At 59.7% G+C, this 21,104-nt stretch carries 17 protein-coding genes, 1 tRNA gene and 1 pseudogene; 8 read left to right on the top strand and 11 right to left on the bottom strand.

From position 1 onward, the window contains the following. The first annotated feature begins 175 nt into the window (after positions 1-175). Together ACSQ9D_RS01780 and ACSQ9D_RS01775 are read left to right on the top strand one after the other, a co-directional pair. Positions 176-490 carry a putative quinol monooxygenase gene (locus tag ACSQ9D_RS01780; RefSeq protein ID WP_436280913.1) on the top strand — a complete coding sequence of 105 codons (315 nt, stop codon included), beginning with the start codon at positions 176-178 and terminating at the stop codon, positions 488-490. Continuing rightward, positions 487-1,368, top strand: a complete 882-nt coding sequence (locus tag ACSQ9D_RS01775) for a LysR family transcriptional regulator (RefSeq protein ID WP_436280912.1) — start codon at positions 487-489, stop codon at positions 1,366-1,368. The genes ACSQ9D_RS01780 and ACSQ9D_RS01775 overlap by 4 nt, the downstream gene beginning before the upstream one ends. 31 nt (positions 1,369-1,399) lie before the next feature. Here ACSQ9D_RS01775 and ACSQ9D_RS01770 read toward each other — a convergent pair whose 3' ends face one another. From ACSQ9D_RS01770 to ACSQ9D_RS01760, 3 genes are all read right to left on the bottom strand, one after another. Continuing rightward, positions 1,400-1,867 (bottom strand): DUF4174 domain-containing protein, encoded by a 468-nt coding sequence (locus tag ACSQ9D_RS01770; RefSeq protein ID WP_436280911.1) that lies wholly within the window; start codon positions 1,865-1,867, stop codon positions 1,400-1,402. 65 nt (positions 1,868-1,932) lie between these two features. Then, a complete protein-coding gene (locus ACSQ9D_RS01765; RefSeq protein ID WP_436280910.1) occupies positions 1,933-2,397 on the bottom strand; it encodes a hypothetical protein in 465 nt (154 codons plus the stop codon). Positions 2,398-2,636: 239 nt separating this feature from the next. Next, the gene (locus ACSQ9D_RS01760) at positions 2,637-2,882 is read right to left on the bottom strand and encodes a helix-turn-helix domain-containing protein (RefSeq protein ID WP_024312958.1); all 246 of its coding nucleotides are present in this window, start codon (positions 2,880-2,882) and stop codon (positions 2,637-2,639) included. 722 nt (positions 2,883-3,604) lie between these two features. Between ACSQ9D_RS01760 and ACSQ9D_RS01755 the strand changes: the two are divergent. Both ACSQ9D_RS01755 and ppk2 read left to right on the top strand, forming a co-directional pair. Next, positions 3,605-4,825: pseudogene (locus ACSQ9D_RS01755) on the top strand (inorganic phosphate transporter). 58 nt (positions 4,826-4,883) lie between these two features. Then, positions 4,884-5,801 carry a polyphosphate kinase 2 gene (gene ppk2 / locus ACSQ9D_RS01750; RefSeq protein ID WP_436280909.1) on the top strand — a complete coding sequence of 306 codons (918 nt, stop codon included), beginning with the start codon at positions 4,884-4,886 and terminating at the stop codon, positions 5,799-5,801. A 56-nt stretch (positions 5,802-5,857) separates the two neighbouring features. Here ppk2 and ACSQ9D_RS01745 read toward each other — a convergent pair whose 3' ends face one another. Continuing rightward, positions 5,858-6,760, bottom strand: a complete 903-nt coding sequence (locus tag ACSQ9D_RS01745; RefSeq protein WP_436280908.1) for a LysR substrate-binding domain-containing protein — start codon at positions 6,758-6,760, stop codon at positions 5,858-5,860. Positions 6,761-6,907: 147 nt separating this feature from the next. Here ACSQ9D_RS01745 and ACSQ9D_RS01740 point away from each other — a divergent pair, with 147 nt between their 5' ends. After that, positions 6,908-7,633, top strand: coding sequence for an SDR family NAD(P)-dependent oxidoreductase (locus ACSQ9D_RS01740; RefSeq protein ID WP_436280907.1), 726 nt, complete (start codon positions 6,908-6,910; stop codon positions 7,631-7,633). Then, the gene (locus ACSQ9D_RS01735) at positions 7,627-8,115 is read left to right on the top strand and encodes a RidA family protein (RefSeq protein WP_436280906.1); all 489 of its coding nucleotides are present in this window, start codon (positions 7,627-7,629) and stop codon (positions 8,113-8,115) included. Before ACSQ9D_RS01740 ends, ACSQ9D_RS01735 begins: the two co-directional genes overlap by 7 nt. Before the next feature lie 109 nt (positions 8,116-8,224). Here ACSQ9D_RS01735 and ACSQ9D_RS01730 read toward each other — a convergent pair. Together ACSQ9D_RS01730 and ACSQ9D_RS01725 are read right to left on the bottom strand one after the other, a co-directional pair. After that, a tRNA-His gene (locus ACSQ9D_RS01730) sits at positions 8,225-8,301 on the bottom strand. Between the two features lie 127 nt (positions 8,302-8,428). Continuing rightward, positions 8,429-8,878: a phasin gene (locus ACSQ9D_RS01725; protein ID WP_037114068.1), complete on the bottom strand. Its 450-nt coding sequence runs from the start codon at positions 8,876-8,878 to the stop codon at positions 8,429-8,431. Positions 8,879-9,092: 214 nt separating this feature from the next. On the opposite strand from ACSQ9D_RS01725, the gene ACSQ9D_RS01720 reads away from it, so the two are divergent. Further along, the gene (locus tag ACSQ9D_RS01720) at positions 9,093-12,818 is read left to right on the top strand and encodes a PAS domain S-box protein (RefSeq protein WP_436280905.1); all 3,726 of its coding nucleotides are present in this window, start codon (positions 9,093-9,095) and stop codon (positions 12,816-12,818) included. A gap of 222 nt (positions 12,819-13,040) precedes the next feature. On the opposite strand, the gene ACSQ9D_RS01715 is transcribed toward ACSQ9D_RS01720, so the two are convergent. Continuing rightward, a complete protein-coding gene (locus tag ACSQ9D_RS01715) occupies positions 13,041-14,993 on the bottom strand; it encodes an acetoacetate--CoA ligase (protein ID WP_436280904.1) in 1,953 nt (650 codons plus the stop codon). Between the two features lie 160 nt (positions 14,994-15,153). Here ACSQ9D_RS01715 and ACSQ9D_RS01710 point away from each other — a divergent pair, with 160 nt between their 5' ends. Continuing rightward, positions 15,154-17,034 carry an AsmA family protein gene (locus tag ACSQ9D_RS01710; protein ID WP_436280903.1) on the top strand — a complete coding sequence of 627 codons (1,881 nt, stop codon included), beginning with the start codon at positions 15,154-15,156 and terminating at the stop codon, positions 17,032-17,034. On the opposite strand, the gene ACSQ9D_RS01705 is transcribed toward ACSQ9D_RS01710, so the two are convergent. From ACSQ9D_RS01705 to ACSQ9D_RS01690, 4 genes are all read right to left on the bottom strand, one after another. Continuing rightward, complete coding sequence (locus ACSQ9D_RS01705; RefSeq protein ID WP_037114085.1) at positions 17,035-17,853, bottom strand: ABC transporter permease; 819 nt, start codon at positions 17,851-17,853, stop codon at positions 17,035-17,037. A gap of 2 nt (positions 17,854-17,855) precedes the next feature. Continuing rightward, positions 17,856-18,761 (bottom strand): ABC transporter permease subunit, encoded by a 906-nt coding sequence (locus ACSQ9D_RS01700; RefSeq protein ID WP_436280902.1) that lies wholly within the window; start codon positions 18,759-18,761, stop codon positions 17,856-17,858. A gap of 3 nt (positions 18,762-18,764) precedes the next feature. Beyond that, on the bottom strand, positions 18,765-19,907 hold the full coding sequence (locus tag ACSQ9D_RS01695; RefSeq protein ID WP_436280901.1) for an ABC transporter ATP-binding protein: 1,143 nt from the start codon (positions 19,905-19,907) through the stop codon (positions 18,765-18,767). A 92-nt stretch (positions 19,908-19,999) separates the two neighbouring features. Then, entirely contained in the window at positions 20,000-21,100 is a 1,101-nt protein-coding gene (locus ACSQ9D_RS01690) for a polyamine ABC transporter substrate-binding protein (RefSeq protein WP_368515904.1), read from the bottom strand. Between the last annotated feature and the right edge of the window lie 4 nt (positions 21,101-21,104).

Here is a 21,104-nt window from a genome sequence, read left to right as displayed (position 1 = left end):
CTTTGGATGGCCAACAATCGCACTTCAATTTGCACAAATCAATGAGCTAGGATAAGCAACCGTTGTGCATGAATTGAAGCTCAACCACGAGAGCCTATGCTTCTCCCAAGTTCTATTCCGAGGCTTGGCCCGGCATGCAGCGGGCAAGCCAAACTCAAGAGGAGGCAGTACTTCAATGAGCGGGAAACTTGTCGTCAGAATGGCGGAGCTCGAGATCGATCCGGACCAGCTTGAAGCCTATCGCACTCTATTGGCCGAGGAGATCGAGGCATCTGTCACATTGGAGGACGGCGTCCTTTCCCTGAATGCGGTCTCCATCAAGGATAGTCCGCACAAAATCCGCATCCTTGAGGTCTATGCGAGCCCGGAGGCGTACGAGGTGCATCTGCAGACGCCGCATTTCCTCAAATATAAGAGCGGAACCGCTGGGATGGTGACGTCACTGACATTGGTCGATGTCGAACCCGTCATGATGCGAGCAAAGCCATGAACTGGGACGACGTCCGCATCTTCCTCGCGGTTGCCCGTACCGGGCAGATCCTTGCCGCGTCAAAAAGGTTGGGGCTCAACCACGCCACGCTCTCACGCCGGCTCACCTCGTTGGAAGAGGCGCTGAAGAGCCGCCTTTTCGTCCGCCGCACAAACGGCTGCGAGCTGACGGCCGAGGGCGAAGTTTTCCTCGCGTCTGCGGAGCGGATGGAAACCGAAATGCTGTCCGTGCAGGCCAATCTCGGCCGCACCGATACTGCGATCGCGGGGACGGTGCGTGTGGGGGCGCCTGACGGTTTCGGCGTTTCCTTTCTCGCGCCCCGTATGGGCCGGCTGATCGAACGCCATCCGGAACTGAAGATGCAGCTCGTGCCGGTACCGCGGTCCTTCTCGCTGTCGCAGCGTGAGGCGGATATCGCCATCACGCTGGAGCGGCCCGAACAGGGCCGCCTCGTCTCGGCCAAGCTCACCGACTACACGCTCGGCCTCTACGCCTCTCGAAACTATGCCGAGCTCAACGGCCTGCCTGCTGACGCAGAGGGCCTGAAGCAGCACCGGCGGATCGGCTATGTCGAGGATCTGATCTTTTCCCAATCACTGAATTTCACCGGCGAGGTGATGCGCAACTGGAACGCCGCCTTCGAGATTTCCTCGGCGACCGGGCAGACTGAAGCTGTACTTTCGGGCGCCGGGATCGGGATCCTGCACGATTATATTGCCCGGCAGCATCCCGAACTGGTGCGCATCCTGCCGGATATTTCGATCCGGCGGGCATACTGGACGACGTTTCACGAAAGTGCGCGTGAACTCGTGCGGGTACGCACCGTTTCCAATTTCCTGCAGGAACTCGTCGCCGCCGAGCGCCACATATTCCTGTGATGTCGGCTCAGTCGGCTCAGCATCACAAGGATCAGTCGCGCTTCTCAGGCTCGTCGCTCGTCTGCTGCTTCTCTGCGGCAACTTCTGCTGCGCGCACTGGCATGCCATCGATGATGGCGAACAGTTCGCCGCTGGTGATCGGTTCACTGACGTTGAGCTTCACCGTCCCGTCCTTGCCAACGAGAAAGGCCGCGAACTCTCCGACCGTGGGATCGCCCACTTCGCCTGCAATCGCCGCAGCATCGAGATTTTCGCCGGCTCCGAAGAGGACCCTCACACTGCCGCCGGTAATCTTGAGAATGACGATATCGCGTTCCTGCAAGGCATCGCGATTGGCGAGAAGCTGATTTTCCTGGCGCGCGGCTCGCGCGTTTTTCTTGTCGGCGAAGACGACTAGGACGCGGTTGCGCCACTGGAATTGCTCGAGGCTTGCGATGGCGGAATAAGCACTGTTGTCTTCGTCCACCTTGGTCGCACCATATAGAAGCGTTTTAGACATGAACATTTCTCCTATCGACGCAACGTCTAGGGAGCGGGAGCGGTTCCATCCGCCAGGCATGCGGCTCAGTTGCGCCAGGACTTCCGCAATTGCCAAATGGCGCCGAACAGCACCAGCAGCAAGGGAATGCTGCCGTAGGACAAGGAGACTTGCGCCAATTGATCCAGCCTTTGCGAAGGTTCATCAACTGGCGCCGCGTCCTGCATAAGGCTTGCGCCGAGAGCATATGCGCTGCGCGACACAGCCACCAACGCAATGATCAGTCCGGCCACGTCGATGAAGCGAGCGTGTGCCCGCATGCCATCGGTGACAACGGTCGCAAGACCGCAGAGAAATGCCACCGGCAAGAGATAGGCGGCCCCGCCCAGCAGCTGAAAATCCCCGAGAACGATATCGTCCGACTCGCTCGTGAAGCTGACCTTCAGGATCGGCAGCAAGACCGCGAGAATGGAAAGGACGGCAAGCGCGCCGCGCTTGATAAGTTCGTTCAAATCAATCCGCGTGGCGCCAATGCGACGAACCCGGCTCATTCTGCCTCCCCGATACATGAATCCGCCGCAGCGCACAGGCGCTCGGCTCTTCGAGGGACATTTGCTATGAAGTTGCTAACGCACCGCACAATCAGCGACGGTAAAACTACCCTTTGCGGGCAAAAGCATTCAGCCCGTTCGGAGGGGAGAGTTAAAAGGAGATGAAGGAGGTCGTTTCAGGCACTTTGAAGGGAGGCAAGGCCAGGCGGGCAAATGCCTGCCCGGCCCTGAGGTCATGATCACATCGGAACCAACGATGAGAGCGGCACCTGCAAAGCAGCGGCGATCCGCTTGAGCTTGGCGGGATCAGCGTCTTCGCCACCCTCGATTTCCTCAATCTCATTGACCACCAGGCCGCAGGTCACTGCGAGGTCATCGACGCTATAGCCGACCGCCTCTCGAGCGGCACGTACAGCAGCGGCTACATTCATGGCCGAAACGGCGGTAGCCTTGGATGCATCCAGATTGCTGAGCGAAATGGACATTTAAGTCTCCTTCTGAAATCACTCTGAATTAGCCCCCGGCCGGAAAATGCCACTCTCGATCACGAATTGCAATGCAGTATGGTTAATCCGTGATCGACGAGAGCCCGGCGACAGGAGCGCGGTTAAGGTCGCAAAGCTTCTTTGCCCTTTGTAAGCAAAGCACATTTGCCTGATCGCCTCGTCCTGCGCGTAGAGGCAGCCATGCGTCTAAAAAACGTCTCGCACGCGGCGATTTGTCACCTATTTTTAGGGCGCCCGCATGGGCTTGAGGACGAATCATTGCGATCGAAACTGGGCAAATGAGCCCACAAGAGGCGGGCGACGAGGCCTCGGTCAAGCGCATCGGCGAAAGCCGAAGCGTCGCCGGATTTGCTTCGAAAGCGCAAGGCATTTTCCGAAGCAAGTCTGGCAGCAGCGGATATAGGTCGGATCCAACGATACCGCCAGGCCAGAGGATCATGCGGACGCGTGGCCCGAAGATCACCCGCCGCGGCGGATCGATTTATTAGCAAAGAATGAACACAGCGCGGCAAGAACGTGGCCAAACCGCGTCCAGATAGAGATATCGCGATTTATCTATGTCTCATCCATTGACGAACGCACGTATAAAGCGAGCAATTCTTCAAACGCCATGCACAAGCCATGCACCCAATGTCACAGGAGGTTCATTCTAAGGGAATAGACCCGACTAAGGACCAGTCGAGATGGGAGCGAGCCGGACGATGACAATAGTTCAGGGTGAAGAACATCGTCATGATCGTCCCAGCCATCCACTTGAGGGGACAAGCTCGGGAAGATGGTTCGTCCCTGTATTCTTGGTCCTGCTTCTCGTAGGACTTGGCTATGTTGCCTATGCTCTCGGCCGAGACCTGACGAGCGCAGTTGCCGTTCCCTGGATCCTGCTCGGGATCGCGCTGCTAATTGCCCTTGGCTTCGAATTTGTGAACGGCTTCCATGACACCGCCAACGCGGTTGCCACCGTCATCTATACCCGCTCGATGCCGGCGGAACTGGCCGTCATCTGGTCCGGCTTCTTCAATTTCCTCGGCGTCCTGATGTCGAGCGGCGCCGTCGCCTTCGGCATCCTGGCGCTTCTGCCGGTGGAATTGATCCTGCAGGTCGGCTCGGGATCGGGCCTTGCCATGGTCTTTGCGCTGCTTCTGGCAGCGATAGTCTGGAATCTCGGCACCTGGTATCTCGGCCTTCCCTCATCAAGCTCGCATACGCTCGTCGGCTCGATCATCGGTGTCGGGCTCGCAAATCAGTTCCTCGCGCCTACCGGCAGCGCCACGAGCGGCGTCGACTGGTCGCAGGCCACGAATATCGGTCTTTCCCTGATGATTTCTCCGCTCGTCGGCTTCGGTATGGCGGCGCTGCTTTTGTTGGTCATGAAGTTCGTGATCCGAAACAAGGCCCTTTATGAGGAGCCCAAGGGCAATAACCCGCCGCCACTCTGGATCCGCGCCCTTCTCATCTGCACATGCACTGGCGTCAGCTTTGCGCATGGCTCCAACGACGGTCAGAAAGGAATGGGGCTGATCATGCTGATCCTGATCGGTCTCGTTCCGACGGCCTTCGCCCTGAACCGCACGCCTGATGTCAACTATCTCGAGGCGTACAAGTCTGCTTCCGTGCAGGTCGAGACGGCCCTCGGCAAGTACACCAGACCCGGCCTGCAGGTCCCCGACTATCGAGCCGAAGTGAGCAATGCCGTCAAGAACAAGACCTGGACGGATGCCACCATCCCTGCCGGCCGACCATCTGGGCCTGCCGGTCTCCACGACCCACGTCTCTCATCAGGCGTGGCTGGGACGATGGCCGCGAATGGTTCGGGGCTCCAGTGGTCGACAGTCAGAAACATGCTGATGGCCTGGATTCTGACGCTGCCCGCCTCGATCATGATCGCGTTTCTTTTATTTGTCGTCTTGCGCCAATTGTTGTGACGCAGGCTAGGTAACAGTATTTCAAATCTTGCCACGAACGCATCGAGGGTGAACGTCCATGAACAACACATCCGACAACAACCAATCCGATTGGCTCGAAGCCGAACTGGCCGACACCATCGACGAGGACTATGAGCTGGAGCTCTCGGAGCCAGCGCTCTCCGATGCGATCCGCAAGATCTACCGCAACGCCCACCCGGCATCGATTCCGCGGCTCGACTATTTTCGTGCGCTGCTGTCGCTGCAGGCAGAGCTGATCAAGCTTCAGGATTGGGTGGTCTACAACAAGGAGAAGGTCGTCGTGATCTTCGAGGGCCGCGATTCCGCGGGAAAGGGCGGCGTGATCAAACGCATCACGCAGCGCCTCAATCCGCGCGTCGTTCGTGCCGTCGCGTTGCCCGCCCCTTCCGACCGCGAGAAGACGCAATGGTACTTCCAGCGCTACGTCCCCCATTTGCCAGCCGGCGGCGAAATCGTTCTCTTCGACCGCTCCTGGTACAACCGCTCCGGCGTCGAGCGGGTCATGGGCTTTGCGACCGAAGATCAGGTCGATCAATTCTTCAACGACGTGCCGGAATTCGAACGCATGCTCGTCCGCTCGGGCATCCGGCTCGTTAAATACTGGTTCTCCATTACCGACGAAGAACAGCAGATGCGCTTCCTTGTGCGCATTCACGACCCGCTGAAGCAGTGGAAGCTGTCGCCGATGGACCTGCAATCGCGCGTCCGCTGGGAGGCCTATACCAAGGCAAAGGAAGAAACCTTCGCGCGCACCAACATTCCCGAAGCGCCCTGGCATATCGTGGAAGGCAACGACAAGAAGCGGGCGCGGCTGAACTGCATTGATCATCTGCTGCAGCAGATCCCCTATGGTGATGTTCCGCACGAGGAAATCACGCTGCCAGACCGCGTCTTCAATCCCGACTACGAGCGCAAGGTATTGCCGCCGCAGCTTTATGTTCCATCGAAGTATTGATCGCTAAACCCCTCCTGGCGGACGGTCATGCGTCCGTCCGTCAGTCCCGAGCGCAGTCATCGAAGCGGCGTCCACGCTGGACTTTTCCAGCGCTTCAGCTCCGCCAGGAAGGCCTGCAGCTTCGACGGAAGAAACCGTCGGGTGGGATAGACGAGGTGTACGAAAACCGTCGGCGGCGACCATTCCGGAAGGACGCGGACGAGATCGCCGCCGGCAATCTGATCCTCGCAATAGTTTGAAGGCAGCAGCCCGATCCCGTGTCCCCTGCAGGCAAAGGCCCTGATGGACTGGACATCGTGGACGGCGACCGGCCCGGTTACATGCAGCTTGATCGACTTCTCGCCGTTGATGAGATGCCATTCCGCTTCGTTGTTCCTCCCGTTCAGCAGGACGCAGCGGTGACCAGACAGGTCTTCTGGTCGCGAAGGCACGCCATGTTCCTGCAAGTATCCCGGCGAGGCAACCAGGTAGCGGATGCTCTTACCGATACGTTGTGCGACGAGTGTCGAATCCGACAATTCTCCGAAACGAACGGCGACGTCTATGTTCTCGGCGATGAGGTCCAGGAATATGTTCGTGATCAGAACATCGACCTTGATCTCTGGGTACTTCCTCAGAAACTCAGACAAGAAGTCATAAAAGGGCTGCTGCCCGACGACCACCGGAACGGAAATCCGGAGTAACCCTTCGGGCCTCCTCTGCTCCCGAGTTATCACGCTTTCTGCGTCGTGGAGGTGGTTCAGCGGTTCACTGCACTGGTCGAAATAGGCGCGCCCCTGGGCAGTCAGATTGAGCTTGCGCGTGGTCCTCTGAAGCAGAGTGACGCCCAGCTGTTCCTCCAAAGCGGTTACCCTACGGCTCACCGTGGAGACCGGCATACTGAGCGCACGGGCTGCGCGGCTGAAGCTTTCAAGCTGCGCGACCTTTACGAATACGGCGACGTCATTCAGGTCAACCATCCCATGATTTTCTCATAGTTGAAAAAGAGAATCCATATCTTTCCATCTAATGAATAAATGCACACCGGATCATATTGACCCTGCCGGAGCGATCGACCCCGGTTGAGGATCAGCGGAGACGCTGTCATAGGATAGGAGACCACCAAAATGCAGATGCATAAGACGGTTGTGATTACCGGCGCTTCCCAAGGCATCGGAGCCGGTCTGACCAACGCTTTCCTAGAACAGGGCTACAGCGTTGTGGCAACGTCGCGACGAATAAGCGAGTCCAGGGAGATCCAGGGATCTGACAGGCTGGTTAGGGTGGATGGCGATATCGCTGATCCGACAACGGCAAAGAAGGTCGTTGAGAAAGCCGTCGAGCGGTTCAATTCGATTGACGCGCTCGTCAACAATGCCGGGATTTTCTTCACAAAGCCCTTCGTCGACTACACGATCGAGGACTACAGAAAGCTCAGCTCAACGAACCTTGAAGGCTTTCTCCATCTGACGCAGCTCGTTGTCCGGCAGATGCTGGCGCAGAAGACCGGCGGCAGCATCGTCAGCATCACCACACCGCTGCTCGATCATCCGATTGCCGGCATGAATGCCTCGGTTGCGATGCTGACCAAGGGCGGCATCCAGGCAATCTCGAAGAACATCGCAATGGAATATGCCAAGGATGGGATCCGCGTGAACACGGTGGCGCCCGGTGTTGTCGAGACGCCGCTTCACAAGGATAACCCAAAAGACTTCCTGAAGACGCTGTCACCCATGGCGGGCATCTCCAGCGTCGACGAAATCGTCGATGCGGTGCTGTTTCTGACGAAGGCTCCGCGCATAACCGGGGAGGTGCTGAACGTCGACGGCGGCGCACATTTGGGCAAATGGTAACCCCTGGCAAAGCGTTCACCGCTGGCGCAGAACGGCGGCTGAAAGATCTCGGAATTACGCTTCCTCCGGCGCCAACGCCCTTTGGCAATTACGTGGAAAGCGTCAAGATCGGCAATCTTCTCTATCTGAGCGGAATGTTGCCCGTCGTCGGCAACGAGCCGCAAGTCATCGGCCGCGTCGGCGCCGAGCTATCGGCAGACGATAGACAAAAGGCGGCCGAAATTGCCGCCCTGAGCGTCCTTGCGGCGATTCGGGCGCATCTCGGATCGCTCGATAAAGTGACTGCGGTGGCAAAGCTTGGCGTCTACATTGCGACGGTAGGCGATTTCCGCGACCATCCGAAGGTCGCCGACGGTGCCTCCGACATCCTCGCCAAGGTCTTCGGGTCGGAAATGCTTTCCGGCCGAGTGGTCCTCGGCGTCGCAAGTATTCCGCTCGGCCTGCCCGTCGAAATCGAGCTGGTGATCCAGGTCGCAGACTGAGCCGTCCATCGTTCCGGCCGGGTACGTATCGCTCACGCGCCGGGTCCGCTCGCGCGAACAAAGGCGCTGAGCTTCGAATAGCGGGGGATCAGATATCACGAGTGAAGAATGGTACGGTTGGGGGGTCTCGAACCTCCGACCTCAGGTGCCACAAACCTGCGCTCTAACCAACTGAGCTACAACCGCACAAATCGCGTCCGACGCGACGGGGGTCACATACGAGGACTTGGAAATTAATTCAAGCCCTATCTCTCCCCAATATACAAAAAGGCCGGACAAATGGTCCAGCCCCTTCGTGTGTCGTGTCGAAAAATCAGGCCGCCTTGAAGGAGGCCATGACCTTTTCAGCTGCTTCCTTGGAAGGCTTCGCGAGCTTTTCGGCAACCTGCTTGGACGTTTCCTGCATGGTCTTGGCCTGCTCGATCGTCAGCTCGAACTGCTTGCGCAGGAAGGTGGTCTGCAGCTCGACGAGTTCGGCGACCGACTTGACTGCAAGCAGCGCTTCCATGTGCGTCAGCGAGTTTTCAGCGTTGGTGCGCAGAGCGTCGATGGCCTTGTGGCCGATCTCAACGGCGCCTGCCTGGGCGGTCTGAACAGTCGCTTCGAGCGTCTTGCTCGCTTCTTCGCCAGCGGTCTTCATCTTCGTGTAGGCTTCACGCGACTGCTGCGCGCCCTTTTCCGCGAAATCGCGGAAGGATTCAGTGAACTTGGAAGGATCAAACGACGACATTGAAAAAACGTCGTCCATCTTTATGCTAGCCATTGGTTTGCGCTCCTTTTGCCTCGGCATGCGTGATTGCCTCGTAGGTTAGATGTTCATTATATAGCGCAGATATTTGTGCATTGCAACATGTTTGTGCGGCGCACAACGCGTTAACCTTTCCGGCCGAAAACCGGGCGCTGTTCTGGACCCAATTCCGGCCTATCGTTATTAATAGACTATTAATTTCACAATGACCGAAGCTGAAGGTTCGATCATGCCCACAGTCCAATATCCGTTCATCGACATCGCCGTGCATCCACGCGTGCGGGAACGTTTTTCGCGTGGCGAAGCTATGGTCCTGCTGTCTGCAGATCTCGGCCGCGCGCTCTGGGCGAATGGCGCCGGCGCCGAACTCTTCGGGCAATCGGCAGTCTACGACCTGCTTGACCAAGGCATTGACGGAGCCGACATCACCTTTCGCCAGCTCGAGGCGACGGCACGGCAGCTTGCAGATGTCGGCGACAGCCGCACCTTCGTGATCCGTATTGCCAGGAGCTTCCAGCGCGTTGCCGTACAGGCGACAGTCGAACTGATCCGCCTTTCCTCGGGCGAGCGTGCTGTTCTTCTGTCCTTACCGGTTACGACCCGCACCCTCTCGATCAAAGCTTCTGCAGAACAGATGCTCAAGGGACTGGACGACCCCGATACGCATATGGCCGTGATTGGCGCCGGCGGCGAGATCATCGCCGCCTCGCCCGGCTTTGCCGCGCTCGGCGTCACCCAGCAGACCGCCAAAGCCATGACGACGCTCGCCAGCGATCATGCCGACCGATTGGTGAAACGACCCGTCGCGACCGGAAAAGGCTACCTTCCGGCGGCCGTCGGACGACTCAGTGACGAGCCGGTGCTCAATCTGCTTTTCGCCGTTGAAACCGTCATCGGGCATCTCGACCCGATCGACGCACCGGCGCCCGCAGACGACTTATCCACAGCCGCCGTTAACCATAACGAGGCGCCACAAGCCGCAAGCTTCGTCGACGCAATCAATGCCATTGCCGGCATCCAAGACATGGAAGAGCCTCCCGAAGAGGACATCCATGAGAGCGATGCAGCCGAAGCGATGACCACGGAAGTTGCCGCAATCGCCGAAGCAGCGGTGGACACTGCGCCAGCGCATGAGGCGATCAGCCAGGAAGACGAACCGCTGCACGCAGTGGCGACGGAGGACGCTGTCGAACGGCCCTCGCCAGAACACGCGGAGGCACCGGCAATCGAGACCACACCGGACAGCCTGACGGAAGAACCCGCTGTGACCGCCCTTGACGATGAAGCAGTGGCCGCCGCAGTCGAAGATAGTGCGGCGGAAGCACCAGCTGCCGAAAACGTCGCGGCAGCCGATCAGGATGCCGAAGTCGTCGCCCAGGCAGAGCAACCCGAGCCCGAGCCCGGCGCTAGAGCGGGCGCCTTCGTTTTCAATCCGAACAGTCGCGCGACCCGTTTCGTCTGGAAGATCGACGCGGCAGGGCGGTTCAGCGAAGTGTCGAGTGAATTTGCCGAGGCGGTGGGGCCGCATGCGGCTGACATCATCGGCACGCCGTTCACCGATATTTCGGCGCTCTTTAACCTCGATCCCGAAGGCAAGATCAGCGAAGCCCTGGCGCGCCGTGATACCTGGTCGGGCAAGACGATCAACTGGCCGATCGAGGGAACCAGCCTGGCTGTGCCGGTCGATCTCGCAGCCCTGCCCACCTACACCCGAAGCCGTGAATTCGACGGCTTTCGCGGGTTCGGCGTCGTGCGCCTGTCCGATGCCGCCGAAGATCCACTGGCGCTCGGACTGACGCTTGGTGCGAACGGCATCATCAATGATGTGGCAGCACTCGGTCAGCCGGTCGAGGCCTCCGAAGATGACGCGGTGTCGGCGCTCGCGGATGAAGCGGCTGCCAGCGAAGAGACGCTCGCACCTGCTTCTGAGCCTCCTGCTGAAGAGGCCGCGGCCGCTGACACCCATATTGAGGCGACGACCGAGCCGACAAACAATCCGCCTCCAGTCGCAGAGCCTCCGCCATTGCGGATCGTCGAGAATCCAAGCCGTCGCCTGACCGATAAAATCGTGCAACTCCACGGCGTCGGACCAAAGCTCACCTCCGCCGAGCAGGCAAATTTCCGGGAGATCGCCAAGCGTCTCGAAGCCTTCGGTGTCCGCGAGCCGGAGCCGCGCGACGACGAGCCTGCGGTGAGCGAGACCGAAGACCGCGACCTCCCGGCGGTGGAGACGCCGACGGTCAGCAAGCACGATGATGAACCGACCGCATTCCAAGACGACACCATCGACGCCTCGTCCGAAGTGGAACAAACCGACGAGGCACAGGCTGTCGCTGACGAACCCGAGACGGCCGATGCGACCGACGACGGTGTGACCGAAGGGCTGGAGGAAACCGTCAGCCAAATGGACATGCTGGCGAGCTTCATCCCGCCGCGCGCAAAAATGGCCGCCGGGCTATCCGCCGCTACGATCGACCAGTTGCCCGTCGCCGTCCTCGTGCATGCGGGCGACCAATTGATCCACGCCAACCCGGAATTCATGCGACTGACCGGCTACGAGACGCTGGAAGCGCTGAGCGAAGTCGGTGGCATTGATGCGCTGCTGCAGCGCTCAGAGCTTGAAGAACGTGCCGGCCGTTCCGGCTCGATGATGCTGGTAACGGTTGATGATAATCTCGTTCCGGTCACGGCGCGGCTGCAGTCCATCCGCTGGGAAGAAACCAGTGCCTTGATGCTCGCCTTGATGCCGGCAGCAATCGACGCGGCGGTTCCCGCGCGCCCTGCACCGCCGGCAGAGCCGCGCTCCTTCGACAGGATGCTGGAGAAGGTCGCCAAGCTGCAGGTGGAAGTCGAAGAACTGCGTTCGATCCTGGAAACGGCAACCGATGGGGTCGTCACAATTGGCGCCGAGGGCGACATCCGCTCGATGAACCGCTCGGCGAGTGCACTGTTCAACTACGACGACGAAGAGACCCGCGGGAAGCCGTTCGTCATGCTTTTTGCGCATGAGAGCCAAAAGGCTGTGCTCGATTACCTCGGCGGCTTGTCAGATCACGGTGTCGCAAGCGTGCTCAACGATGGCCGGGAAGTTATCGGCCGCGAGGCCGGGGGCGGCTTCGTGCCGCTCTTCATGACGATGGGGCGGCTCACCTCTTCCAGCGGCTATTGCGCGGTCATTCGCGACATCACCCAGTGGAAACGCACCGAGGACGAACTGCGCAGCGCCAAGAGCGCAGCCGAGACCGCCAACGAACACAAGACCGATTTCCTCGCGCGGGTCAGCCACGAGATCCGCACGCCGCTCAATGCGATCATCGGCTTCTCCGACATGATGGCAACCGAGCGTTTCGGTCCGATCGGGCATCCGCGCTATGTCGAATATGCCAACGACATCGGTCGGTCCGGACGCCATGTTCTCGATATCGTCAACGATCTGCTCGACATCTCGAAGATCGAGGCCGGCGAAATGGACCTGGATTTCAGTGCCATCGACTTGAACGAGGCAGTTTCCGAGGCAGTTTCGCTGCTCCAGCCGCAGGCCAACAGCCAGCGCGTGATCATCCGCACCGCCCTCTCCCAAGCCGTGCCTGATGTCGTTGCCGACCTTCGTTCGATTAAGCAGATCGCGCTCAACATCCTCTCCAACTCGATACGGTTCACGCCGGCGGGTGGGCAGATTGTCGTTTCCACCTCCTACGAGGCAAACGGCAGCGTCGTACTGCGACTGCGCGATACCGGCGTCGGCATGACCCGGAGCGAGCTCGACCAAGCTATGAAGCCGTTCCGTCAGGTTTCAGCGCAGTCGCGCCACCGTGGCGACGGCACGGGACTCGGCCTGCCGCTGACAAAGGCGATGGTCGACGCGAACCGGGCAATCTTCGCGATCAGCTCCGCACCCAACGAAGGCACGCTGGTCGAGATCGCTTTCCCGTCGCAGCGCGTCCTGGCAGGCTGAACGAAAAAAGGCAGCCAAAAGGCTGCCTCAGAGTTCGGGTGCTGTTCAACAAGGGCTTAGTCAATTTAACATCATGTTTCGGGAGCCACAGGCTCCGGCTGCCTCGTTCATACGCAGCCCCAAGTTAGATTTACTTCTGACCAACGTTTATTAACGAAAGGTTGCCGCAGACTTCAATGTCTCAAAGGTGAAAGCTTGTAATCGGCCGGTGCGCTCCGTCGGTCACACGCGCAATTCCGCAAGCCCCGCAAAGAGTTCCAACGCCTCCGGATTGGCGAGGGCCTCCTTGTTCTTCACCGCCCGGCCGTGGACGACCTCGCGAACCGCAAGCTCGACGATCTTTCCGGACTTGGTGCGGGGAATATCGCTGACGGCGATGATCTTTGCGGGAACGTGACGTGGCGAGGCGCCGGTGCGAATACGGTTCTTGATCGCCTTCACCAACTCGTCGGTAAGGGCTGCGCCGGGCGCCAGACGCACGAAGAGAACCACGCGGACATCGTCATCCCATTCCTGGCCGATGCAGAGTGCCTCCGCGACCTCGCCCATCTGTTCGACCTGGTTGTAGATCTCCGCGGTTCCAATGCGGACGCCGCCAGGATTGAGCGTAGCGTCAGACCGTCCATGGATGACGATGCCACCGTGCTCGGTCCATTCGGCGAAGTCGCCGTGGCACCACACGTTGTCGAAACGCTGGAAGTAAGCCGCCTTGTACTTCGCGCCGTCGGGATCGTTCCAGAACATCACAGGCATCGACGGAAACGCCTTTGTACAGACGAGTTCGCCCTTTTCTTGCCGAACCGGTTTGCCCTCATCGTCCCACACATCCATTGCAAGGCCGAGGCCGGCCCCCTGGATTTCGCCACGCCAAACCGGTTGCAAAGGATTGCCGAGAACGAAGCAGGAGACGATATCGGTGCCACCGGAAATGGAGGCGAGCTGCACGTCTTCCTTGACCCCTTCGTAGACAAAGGTGAAGCCCTCGGGCGACAGCGGCGACCCGGTCGACGTCATCAGCCGAAGACTGGAGAGGTCATGGCTGGTGCGCGGGGTCAGCCCGCTCTTGCGCACTGCGTCAATATATTTGGCTGACGTGCCAAAGACGGCAAACTTCTCGGCTGCCGCAAAGTCGAAAAGCACGTTGCCGTCGGGTGCGAAAGGCGAACCGTCGAACAGGCAAAGCGTGGCGCCAGCTGCCAGTCCGCTCACCAGCCAGTTCCACATCATCCAGCCGCATGTGGTGAAATAGAAAAGCTTCTCCCCCGGCTGAATTCCGCAATGCAGCCGGTGTTCCTTGAGATGCTGCAACAATGTGCCGCCGGCGGAATGAACGATGCACTTCGGAACGCCGGTCGTTCCCGACGAGAAGAGAATATAGAGAGGGTGCGAGAATGGCAGGCGTACAAACTCGACGGAACGCGGTTCGAACGGAGCGATGAAGTCTTCCAGTGTCTTCGCGCCGGGCGTCTCGTTGACGACCGCAGACGCATCCCCGGCATAGTGAACGACGAGACATGGTGCGCCGAGCCGCTTTGTCACGGTCGCCACCTTGCCCTTCACGTCCTGCAGCTTGCCGCCATACCAATAAGCATCGCAGGCGATGAAAAGCTTCGGCTCGATCTGACCAAAACGATCGAGTACGCCCTGCTCACCGAAGTCGGGCGAACAGGACGACCAGATCGCGCCGACCGAAGCGGCCGCCAGCATGCAGGCCACCGTTTCCGGCATGTTCGGCATCATCGCCGCAATTCGATCTCCGGAACCTATACCCATAGCCTTGAATGCTTGCTGCAGCCTGGAAACCAGGCTACGCAGCCGGCCCCAGCTCCAGCGATCGGCAACCTTGTCTTCCCCCCGAAAGATCAGTGCATCACCGACGCCTTCTCCGGAAAGCAGGTTCTCGGCAAAATTCAGGGTCGCGTCGGGGAAGAAGCGTGCATCGAGCATGGCATCGCCGTTGCGGAGCGCAGAAGTTCCACGCTCGCCCTTGATGCCGCAGAATTCCCAGACGGATGTCCAGAACCGCTCCCTGTCGGCGACCGAAAAGGCGTGCAAATCGTCATAGCCTGCCAGTGAAAGCCCAAAGTCGCGATTGCACTTCTCCATGAAGGCATACATCGGACTTGCCTCGATCGATGCTCGCGAGGGCACCCAAAGTGGCTTATCGTCGCGCATTCGACACTCCTCCTGTTCGTTCGCCTATATACCATGCAATATCAGCTTATAAAGGGAGTGACGAGCACAGCCAGCGGCGTGCATTTGCAAGCGGGCGGCATTTGATATATCCGGCATTTCAGAGCATTAAGGGCAGTGGCCGAAGAGACTGGCGGATTGTATGGGGACGTCACGACAACCGCGATGGCGGAGGAAAATCGGGCCTGTGACCCGCTGGCTGCCCAGCTTTGCGAGGCTGGCCACGGTCGCCCTGCTTGTTGTGCTGTCGATCTTCGTGGCACTTCGCGTCGCCGCCCCCTATCTGATTTCCACCGGCCTCGTTCGCTCCGGCATTGAGGATGCGCTCTCCAATTGGGCTGGCTATCGCGCCGAGATCGCCGGCAAGCCGGTGATCGAATTCTGGCCGACGCCTCGCATCACCCTCAGCAAGATTTCGGTTCATCAGCAAAGCGACGGCAAGAAGCTCCTGGGAACGATCGAAAGCCTATCCGCCGAGTTCAGCCTGATTGATGCGATCAGGGGGCGTGCGAGCTTCCACGAGTTCCACCTTCTCCGCCCCAACTTGCAGCTTACCCGCGAAAGCAGCGGCGTGATCGACTGGACCAATGAGGGGCTTCTGGCGAGGGCGATCGCAGGCGCACGCGACGAAGGTGGGAGAGAGATCCTCGACAAAAAACTGGATGCCAGCGTCGGCGCCATTACCGTTGAGGACGGGACGGTCAATGTCGCCGATGTCGCAAGCGGTAGGACCTATCGTTTCGATGGCGTGACCGCCGATGTCAGTTGGCGCAAATTATCGAGTCCGATCACTGCCGTGCTGATCGCGCGGACGAGCGGACAGGACCTCAAGCTCGACTTCTCGTCCCCAAGCCCGCTGCTCATCTTCGGCGGCAACAAGGCCGAAATGAGCGCATCGCTGACCTCGAGCCTGCTCACCGCACGGTTCCAGGGATTGGCGAACATTTCGCACTTCTTCGACCTTGCCGGCAACATGTCCCTCAGCATCGGCGATCTGCCTGCTCTTCTGACATGGGCCGACCGTTCACTTCCCGGTCTCGCGACCCTAAAGACCTTCGCGATCGAGACCGATGTCGCTTCGGTTCCGAACGGATTTCGCTTCGACAATGTCAGCATGAGCATGAACGGATCGAATGCGAGGGGCGTCATGGATGTGGCCTTTCCGCCGGGCAAACGCGCCAAGCTCGGCGGCACGCTGGCTTTCGACCAGATGAACTTCAGGTCGCTCTTCGATGCGTTCATACTTCGCCTGGCAGCCGGTGAAGCCAATGGGCCACCGGATGGCGGTGCGCTGCAGAAGCTGGATCTCGACCTCCGGCTTTCCGCGAAGCAGGCCCTGATCGAGCCTTTCACGCTTTCGGATGTCGGCGCGAGCATCATCGTTTCCAGCAACGAGGCGAAGTTCGACATCGGCGACAGCCAGTTTGAAGGTGGCGCGCTGTCCGCTCATCTGGAGGCGATGCGCGGGGATTTCGACGGCGGCGGCAAGCTGCAGCTGTCGATCCGCGGCGCCGACTTTGCCGGCTTGATCGAGCGGCTTCAGCTAAAGGGACCGCTGCCCCTTGCCACCGGCTCTCTCGACATATCGCTCAAGACAACAATGCCGCTCTGGAAGGCCGGCGCGGGCGACGTGACCGGCAGGATCGCCTTCCGCGCGCGCGCGGGCTCGCTTCCGGGCTTCGATGCGGAGGCCGTACGCGAAGAGGCCGCACGGGCCGACTTCTTCCCTTTGAATGCAGTATCCCACCGAGCCTTCGCCTTCGACAATTTCGACATCGCCGCCGATCTCGCGGATGGCGCGGCGACAATCCACGGCGGACGGATCGAAGGACCGCAGCAGACGCTCATCCTTTCCGGCGTCGTTCCATACCGATCGAATGGATTGGCATTGTCGGGAACGATCGAAGCGACGGACCCTACGGCGTCAACGAGCTTCCCGCCTCTGCCGTTCTTCGTTGGCGGCGCCTGGCCGGAGCCGGTCATCTCGCCGGCTCCCGTCACGCAGCAGGGATCGACCAAGTAATCACGGCGCGTTTGCCGCTGCACGCTCATCGCGCTCGCGCTGCAGCTCGCGGCGTTTGGTGATCAACGAGGCGCAGATGACGCCGATCGCCACGATCCCGATCAGAATGGTGCAGACCGCGTTGATTTCGGGCGTTACCCCGAGGCGGACCTGGCTGTAGATCTTCATCGGCAGCGTCGTCGCCCCGGGGCCGGAGGTGAAGCTCGCAATGACGAGGTCATCCAGCGACAATGTGAAGGCGAGAATCCAGCCGGAGAGCACCGCAGGCGCAATGATCGGCAGCGTCACTTCGAAGAAGGTCCGCACCGGCGGTGCGCCGAGATCCTGCGCCGCTTCCTCGATCGAACTGTCGAAGCTCAGCAGTCGCGACTGCACGACGACGGCAACGAAGCACATGGTCAGCGTCGTATGCGCCAGTGTGATCGTCCAGAAGCCGCGGTCGAGGCCGATCGCCACGAACAGCAGCAGAAGCGACAGGCCGGTGATCACTTCAGGCATGACCAGCGGCGCGTAGACCATGCCGGAAAACAGCATGCGCCCCCGGAAGCGCGTGTAGCGCACCAGCGTGATCGCTGCGAGCGTTCCAAGGATCGTGGCCGCGGTGGCCGAGAGTATGCCGACGCGAACAGTTACCCAGGCGGCATCGAGCAAAGCCTGATTGTGCAAGAGCGAGGCGTACCATTTGGTCGAGAAGCCGCCCCAGACAGTCACGAGCTTCGACTCATTGAAAGAAAACACCACCAACAGGACAATCGGCAGGTAAAGAAACGCAAAGCCGAGCGCGACGGAGGCGACGTTGAAGCGGGTCCATCGCAGCATGTCTACCTCCCCTCAGCCTTGGCCTGCGCGTTCTGGAAGAACACGATCGGGATCACCAGGATCAGCAGCAGGATCGTCGCCACCGCCGAGGACACCGGCCAATCGCGGTTGGCATTGAACTCGTTCCAGAGCGTCTTGCCGATCATCAGCGTCTGCGATCCGCCAAGCAGGTCGGGGATAACGAACTCGCCGACCGCCGGGATGAACACCAGCATGCAGCCGGCCACGACCCCCGGCAGCGACAGCGGGAAGGTCACCTGCCAGAACGCGGTGATCGGCGTGCAGCCGAGATCCTGCGCGGCTTCGATCAGGGTGCCCTCCATCTTCTCCAGCGAGGAATAGAGCGGCAGGACCATGAACGGCAGATAGGAATAGACGATGCCGATGTAGACCGCGACATTCGTGTTCAGGATGATCAACGGACTGTCGATGACATGCAACGACAGCAGCAGCTGATTGAACAACCCCTCTGGCTTCAGGATTGCGATCCAGGCGTAGACACGGATCAGGAAGCTCGTCCAGAACGGCAGGATGACGAGCATCAGCAGTGTCGGGCGGATGGTGCGGGGCGCCTGGGCCATGCCATAGGCGATCGGATAGGCGATCAGCAGTGTAAAGAACGTCGATACCCCGGCGATCACGAGGCTCGATATGTAGGCGTTCACATAGAGCGGATCGTCGATCAGATAGCTGTAGTTCTCGAAGGAGAAGGCGCTCACCTTGTCCCAGAACCCGGCCCAGCCGTCACCGAGGGAAAAGACCGGCTCGTAGGGAGGCATGGCGATTGCCGTCGTCGACAACGAGATGCGGAAGACGATGAAGAACGGCGCCAGGAAGAATAGCAGCAGCCAGACATAGGGAACGATGATGACCAGGCGATTGTAAAAGGCGGAACCGAGCTTGCCCATGGTTCAATCCTTGAGGAGGACGCCGGCATCCTCGGCGAAGGTGATCCAGACTTCCTGGTCGTAGGTGAACGGATCGTCGACAGCGCGCCGCGCGTTCAGGAGCGAGGCTTTCACCACCTTGCCGCTCTTCAGCTTCACGTGAAAGACGGTCATGTCGCCGAGATAGCCAATGTCCCACAACTCCCCGGATGCCGCGTTCACCTTCGGATTGGCCGGCGGCTTGCGTGAGACTTTCAGCTTTTCCGGGCGGATCGCAAAACCGACCGACGAGCCCATCAGCGGCTTTTCGGGGGTGATGACACTGATCGAGAAATCCTCATCGACTGAGATCTCGACGGTGCTGTCATTCGCACTGGCGACCTTGCCGTCGAAGATGTTCACGTCGCCGATGAAATCCGCGACAAAGCGGGAGTTCGGCGCTTCGTAGATCTCGGCCGGCGTTGCCACCTGAACGACCTTGCCATGGCTCATGACGGCGATACGGTCGGCCATCGTCATCGCTTCTTCCTGGTCGTGGGTCACGACGACGAAGGTCAGGCCGAGGTTTTGCTGCAGATCCATGAGCTCGAACTGCGTTTCCTCGCGCAGCTTCTTGTCGAGCGCGCCGAGTGGCTCGTCGAGGAGCAGAACCTTCGGCCGCTTGGCGAGCGAACGCGCCAGAGCCACGCGCTGGCGCTGGCCGCCGGATAGCTGGTTCGGCTTGCGCGCGGCGAACTTGTCCAGCTTCACCATCTTGAGCATCTGCAGGACGCGCTCGGCGATCTCCTCCTTCGGCATGCCATCCTGGCGCAGACCGAAGGCGATGTTCTTCTCGACGGTCATATGGGGAAAGAGCGCATAGGACTGGAACATCATGTTGACCGGCCGCTTGTAAGGCGGTGTTCCGGCGAGGTCGGTACCGTCGAGGACGATTTCGCCAGAGCTCGGCTGCTCGAACCCTGCGAGCATGCGCAGCAGCGTGGATTTTCCGCAGCCCGAGGCTCCCAGCAAGGCAAAGAACTCGCGGTGATAGATATTCAGCGACAGGTCATCGACGGCCGTGAAATCGCCGAACCGCTTCGTGACGTTGTTGAAGGAGATGAAGGGCTTCGACGCAGGGTCTGCCCACGGTGCAAAGGAGCGGCGGATATTGCCGAGTGACTTCATATTGTGCCCCGAAGTATTATTTTGGAAGCCGACGTTCCCCTGCGATCGGCGCAAGAAAAGGCCCGGACGTTGCCGACCGGGCCTGATTTTAATTACTGGCCGGTGACGACTTTCGTCCAGATCCGGGTCGCGGTGCGTTGCGTTTTCGGATCCCATGGAGTGACGCTATAGAGCTTCTTCATCACGTCCTCGCTCGGATAGACCGACGGGTCTTCGAAAACTGCCTTGTCGATGAACTGCTGCGACGCCTTGTTGCCGTTGGCATAGTAGACGTAGTTGCTGGCCTTAGCGATGACTTCCGGCTTCATCATGTAGTTGAGGAATTCATGCGCCTCAGCAACATGCTTGGCATCAGCAGGGATTGCCATCATGTCGAACCACATCTGCGCGCCCTGTGACGGAATGGAATAGCCGATCTCCACGCCGTTCTTGGCTTCGGTCGCACGGTTGGCCGCCTGGAAGATGTCGCCGGAGTAACCGAACGCGATGCAGATGTCGCCGTTCGCCAAGGCGTTGATATATTCCGAGGAATGGAACTTGCGAACGAAGGGCCGTACCTTTTCCAGCAGTTCGCCGGCCTTCTGCAGATCGGCCGGCTTGCTCGAATTGGGGTCAAGTCCGATATAGGTCAAGGCCGACGGCATGACGTCCTTCGGTGCATCGAGGACATAGATGCCGCAATCCTTGAACTTTTCAGCAACCTTCGGATCGAAGATTGCTTCAAGGCCCGGTTCCTTTGCGTCTGGTCCGAGGATTTCGGCGAGCTTCTTCTTGTTGTAGCCTATCCCGTTGGTGCCCCACATGTAGTCCACCGCGTATTCGTTACCGGGGTCGTACATGGCGGTGCGCTGCTGGATCATATCCCACATATTGGAGAGGTTCGGCAGCTTGGATTTGTCGAGTTTCTGGAAGACGCCGGCCTGGATCTGGCGCTGCAGGAAGTCGCCGCTCGGCACGACCACATCGTAGCCGGTGCCGCCGGCAAGCAGCTTGGTTTCAACCGTCTCGTTGGAATCGAAGGTGTCGTAGATGACCTTGATGCCGGTTTCCTTGGTGAAGTCCTCGAGGATGGAGCTGTCGATGTAATCCGACCAGTTGTAGACGTTGACCACACGCTCCTGCGCAAGGGACGGCGCAGCGGCGAACGCGAATACAACGGCGCCTGCTGCAAGTCTTGCGATTGTTGACCTCATGATA

The sequence above is a fragment of the Rhizobium sp. LjRoot258 genome, assembly GCF_964254185.1.
Taxonomy (GTDB): domain Bacteria; phylum Pseudomonadota; class Alphaproteobacteria; order Rhizobiales; family Rhizobiaceae; genus Rhizobium.
The sequence above is the reverse complement of the archived record's forward strand: the minus strand, read 5'-3'. Positions and strand labels throughout refer to the sequence as shown.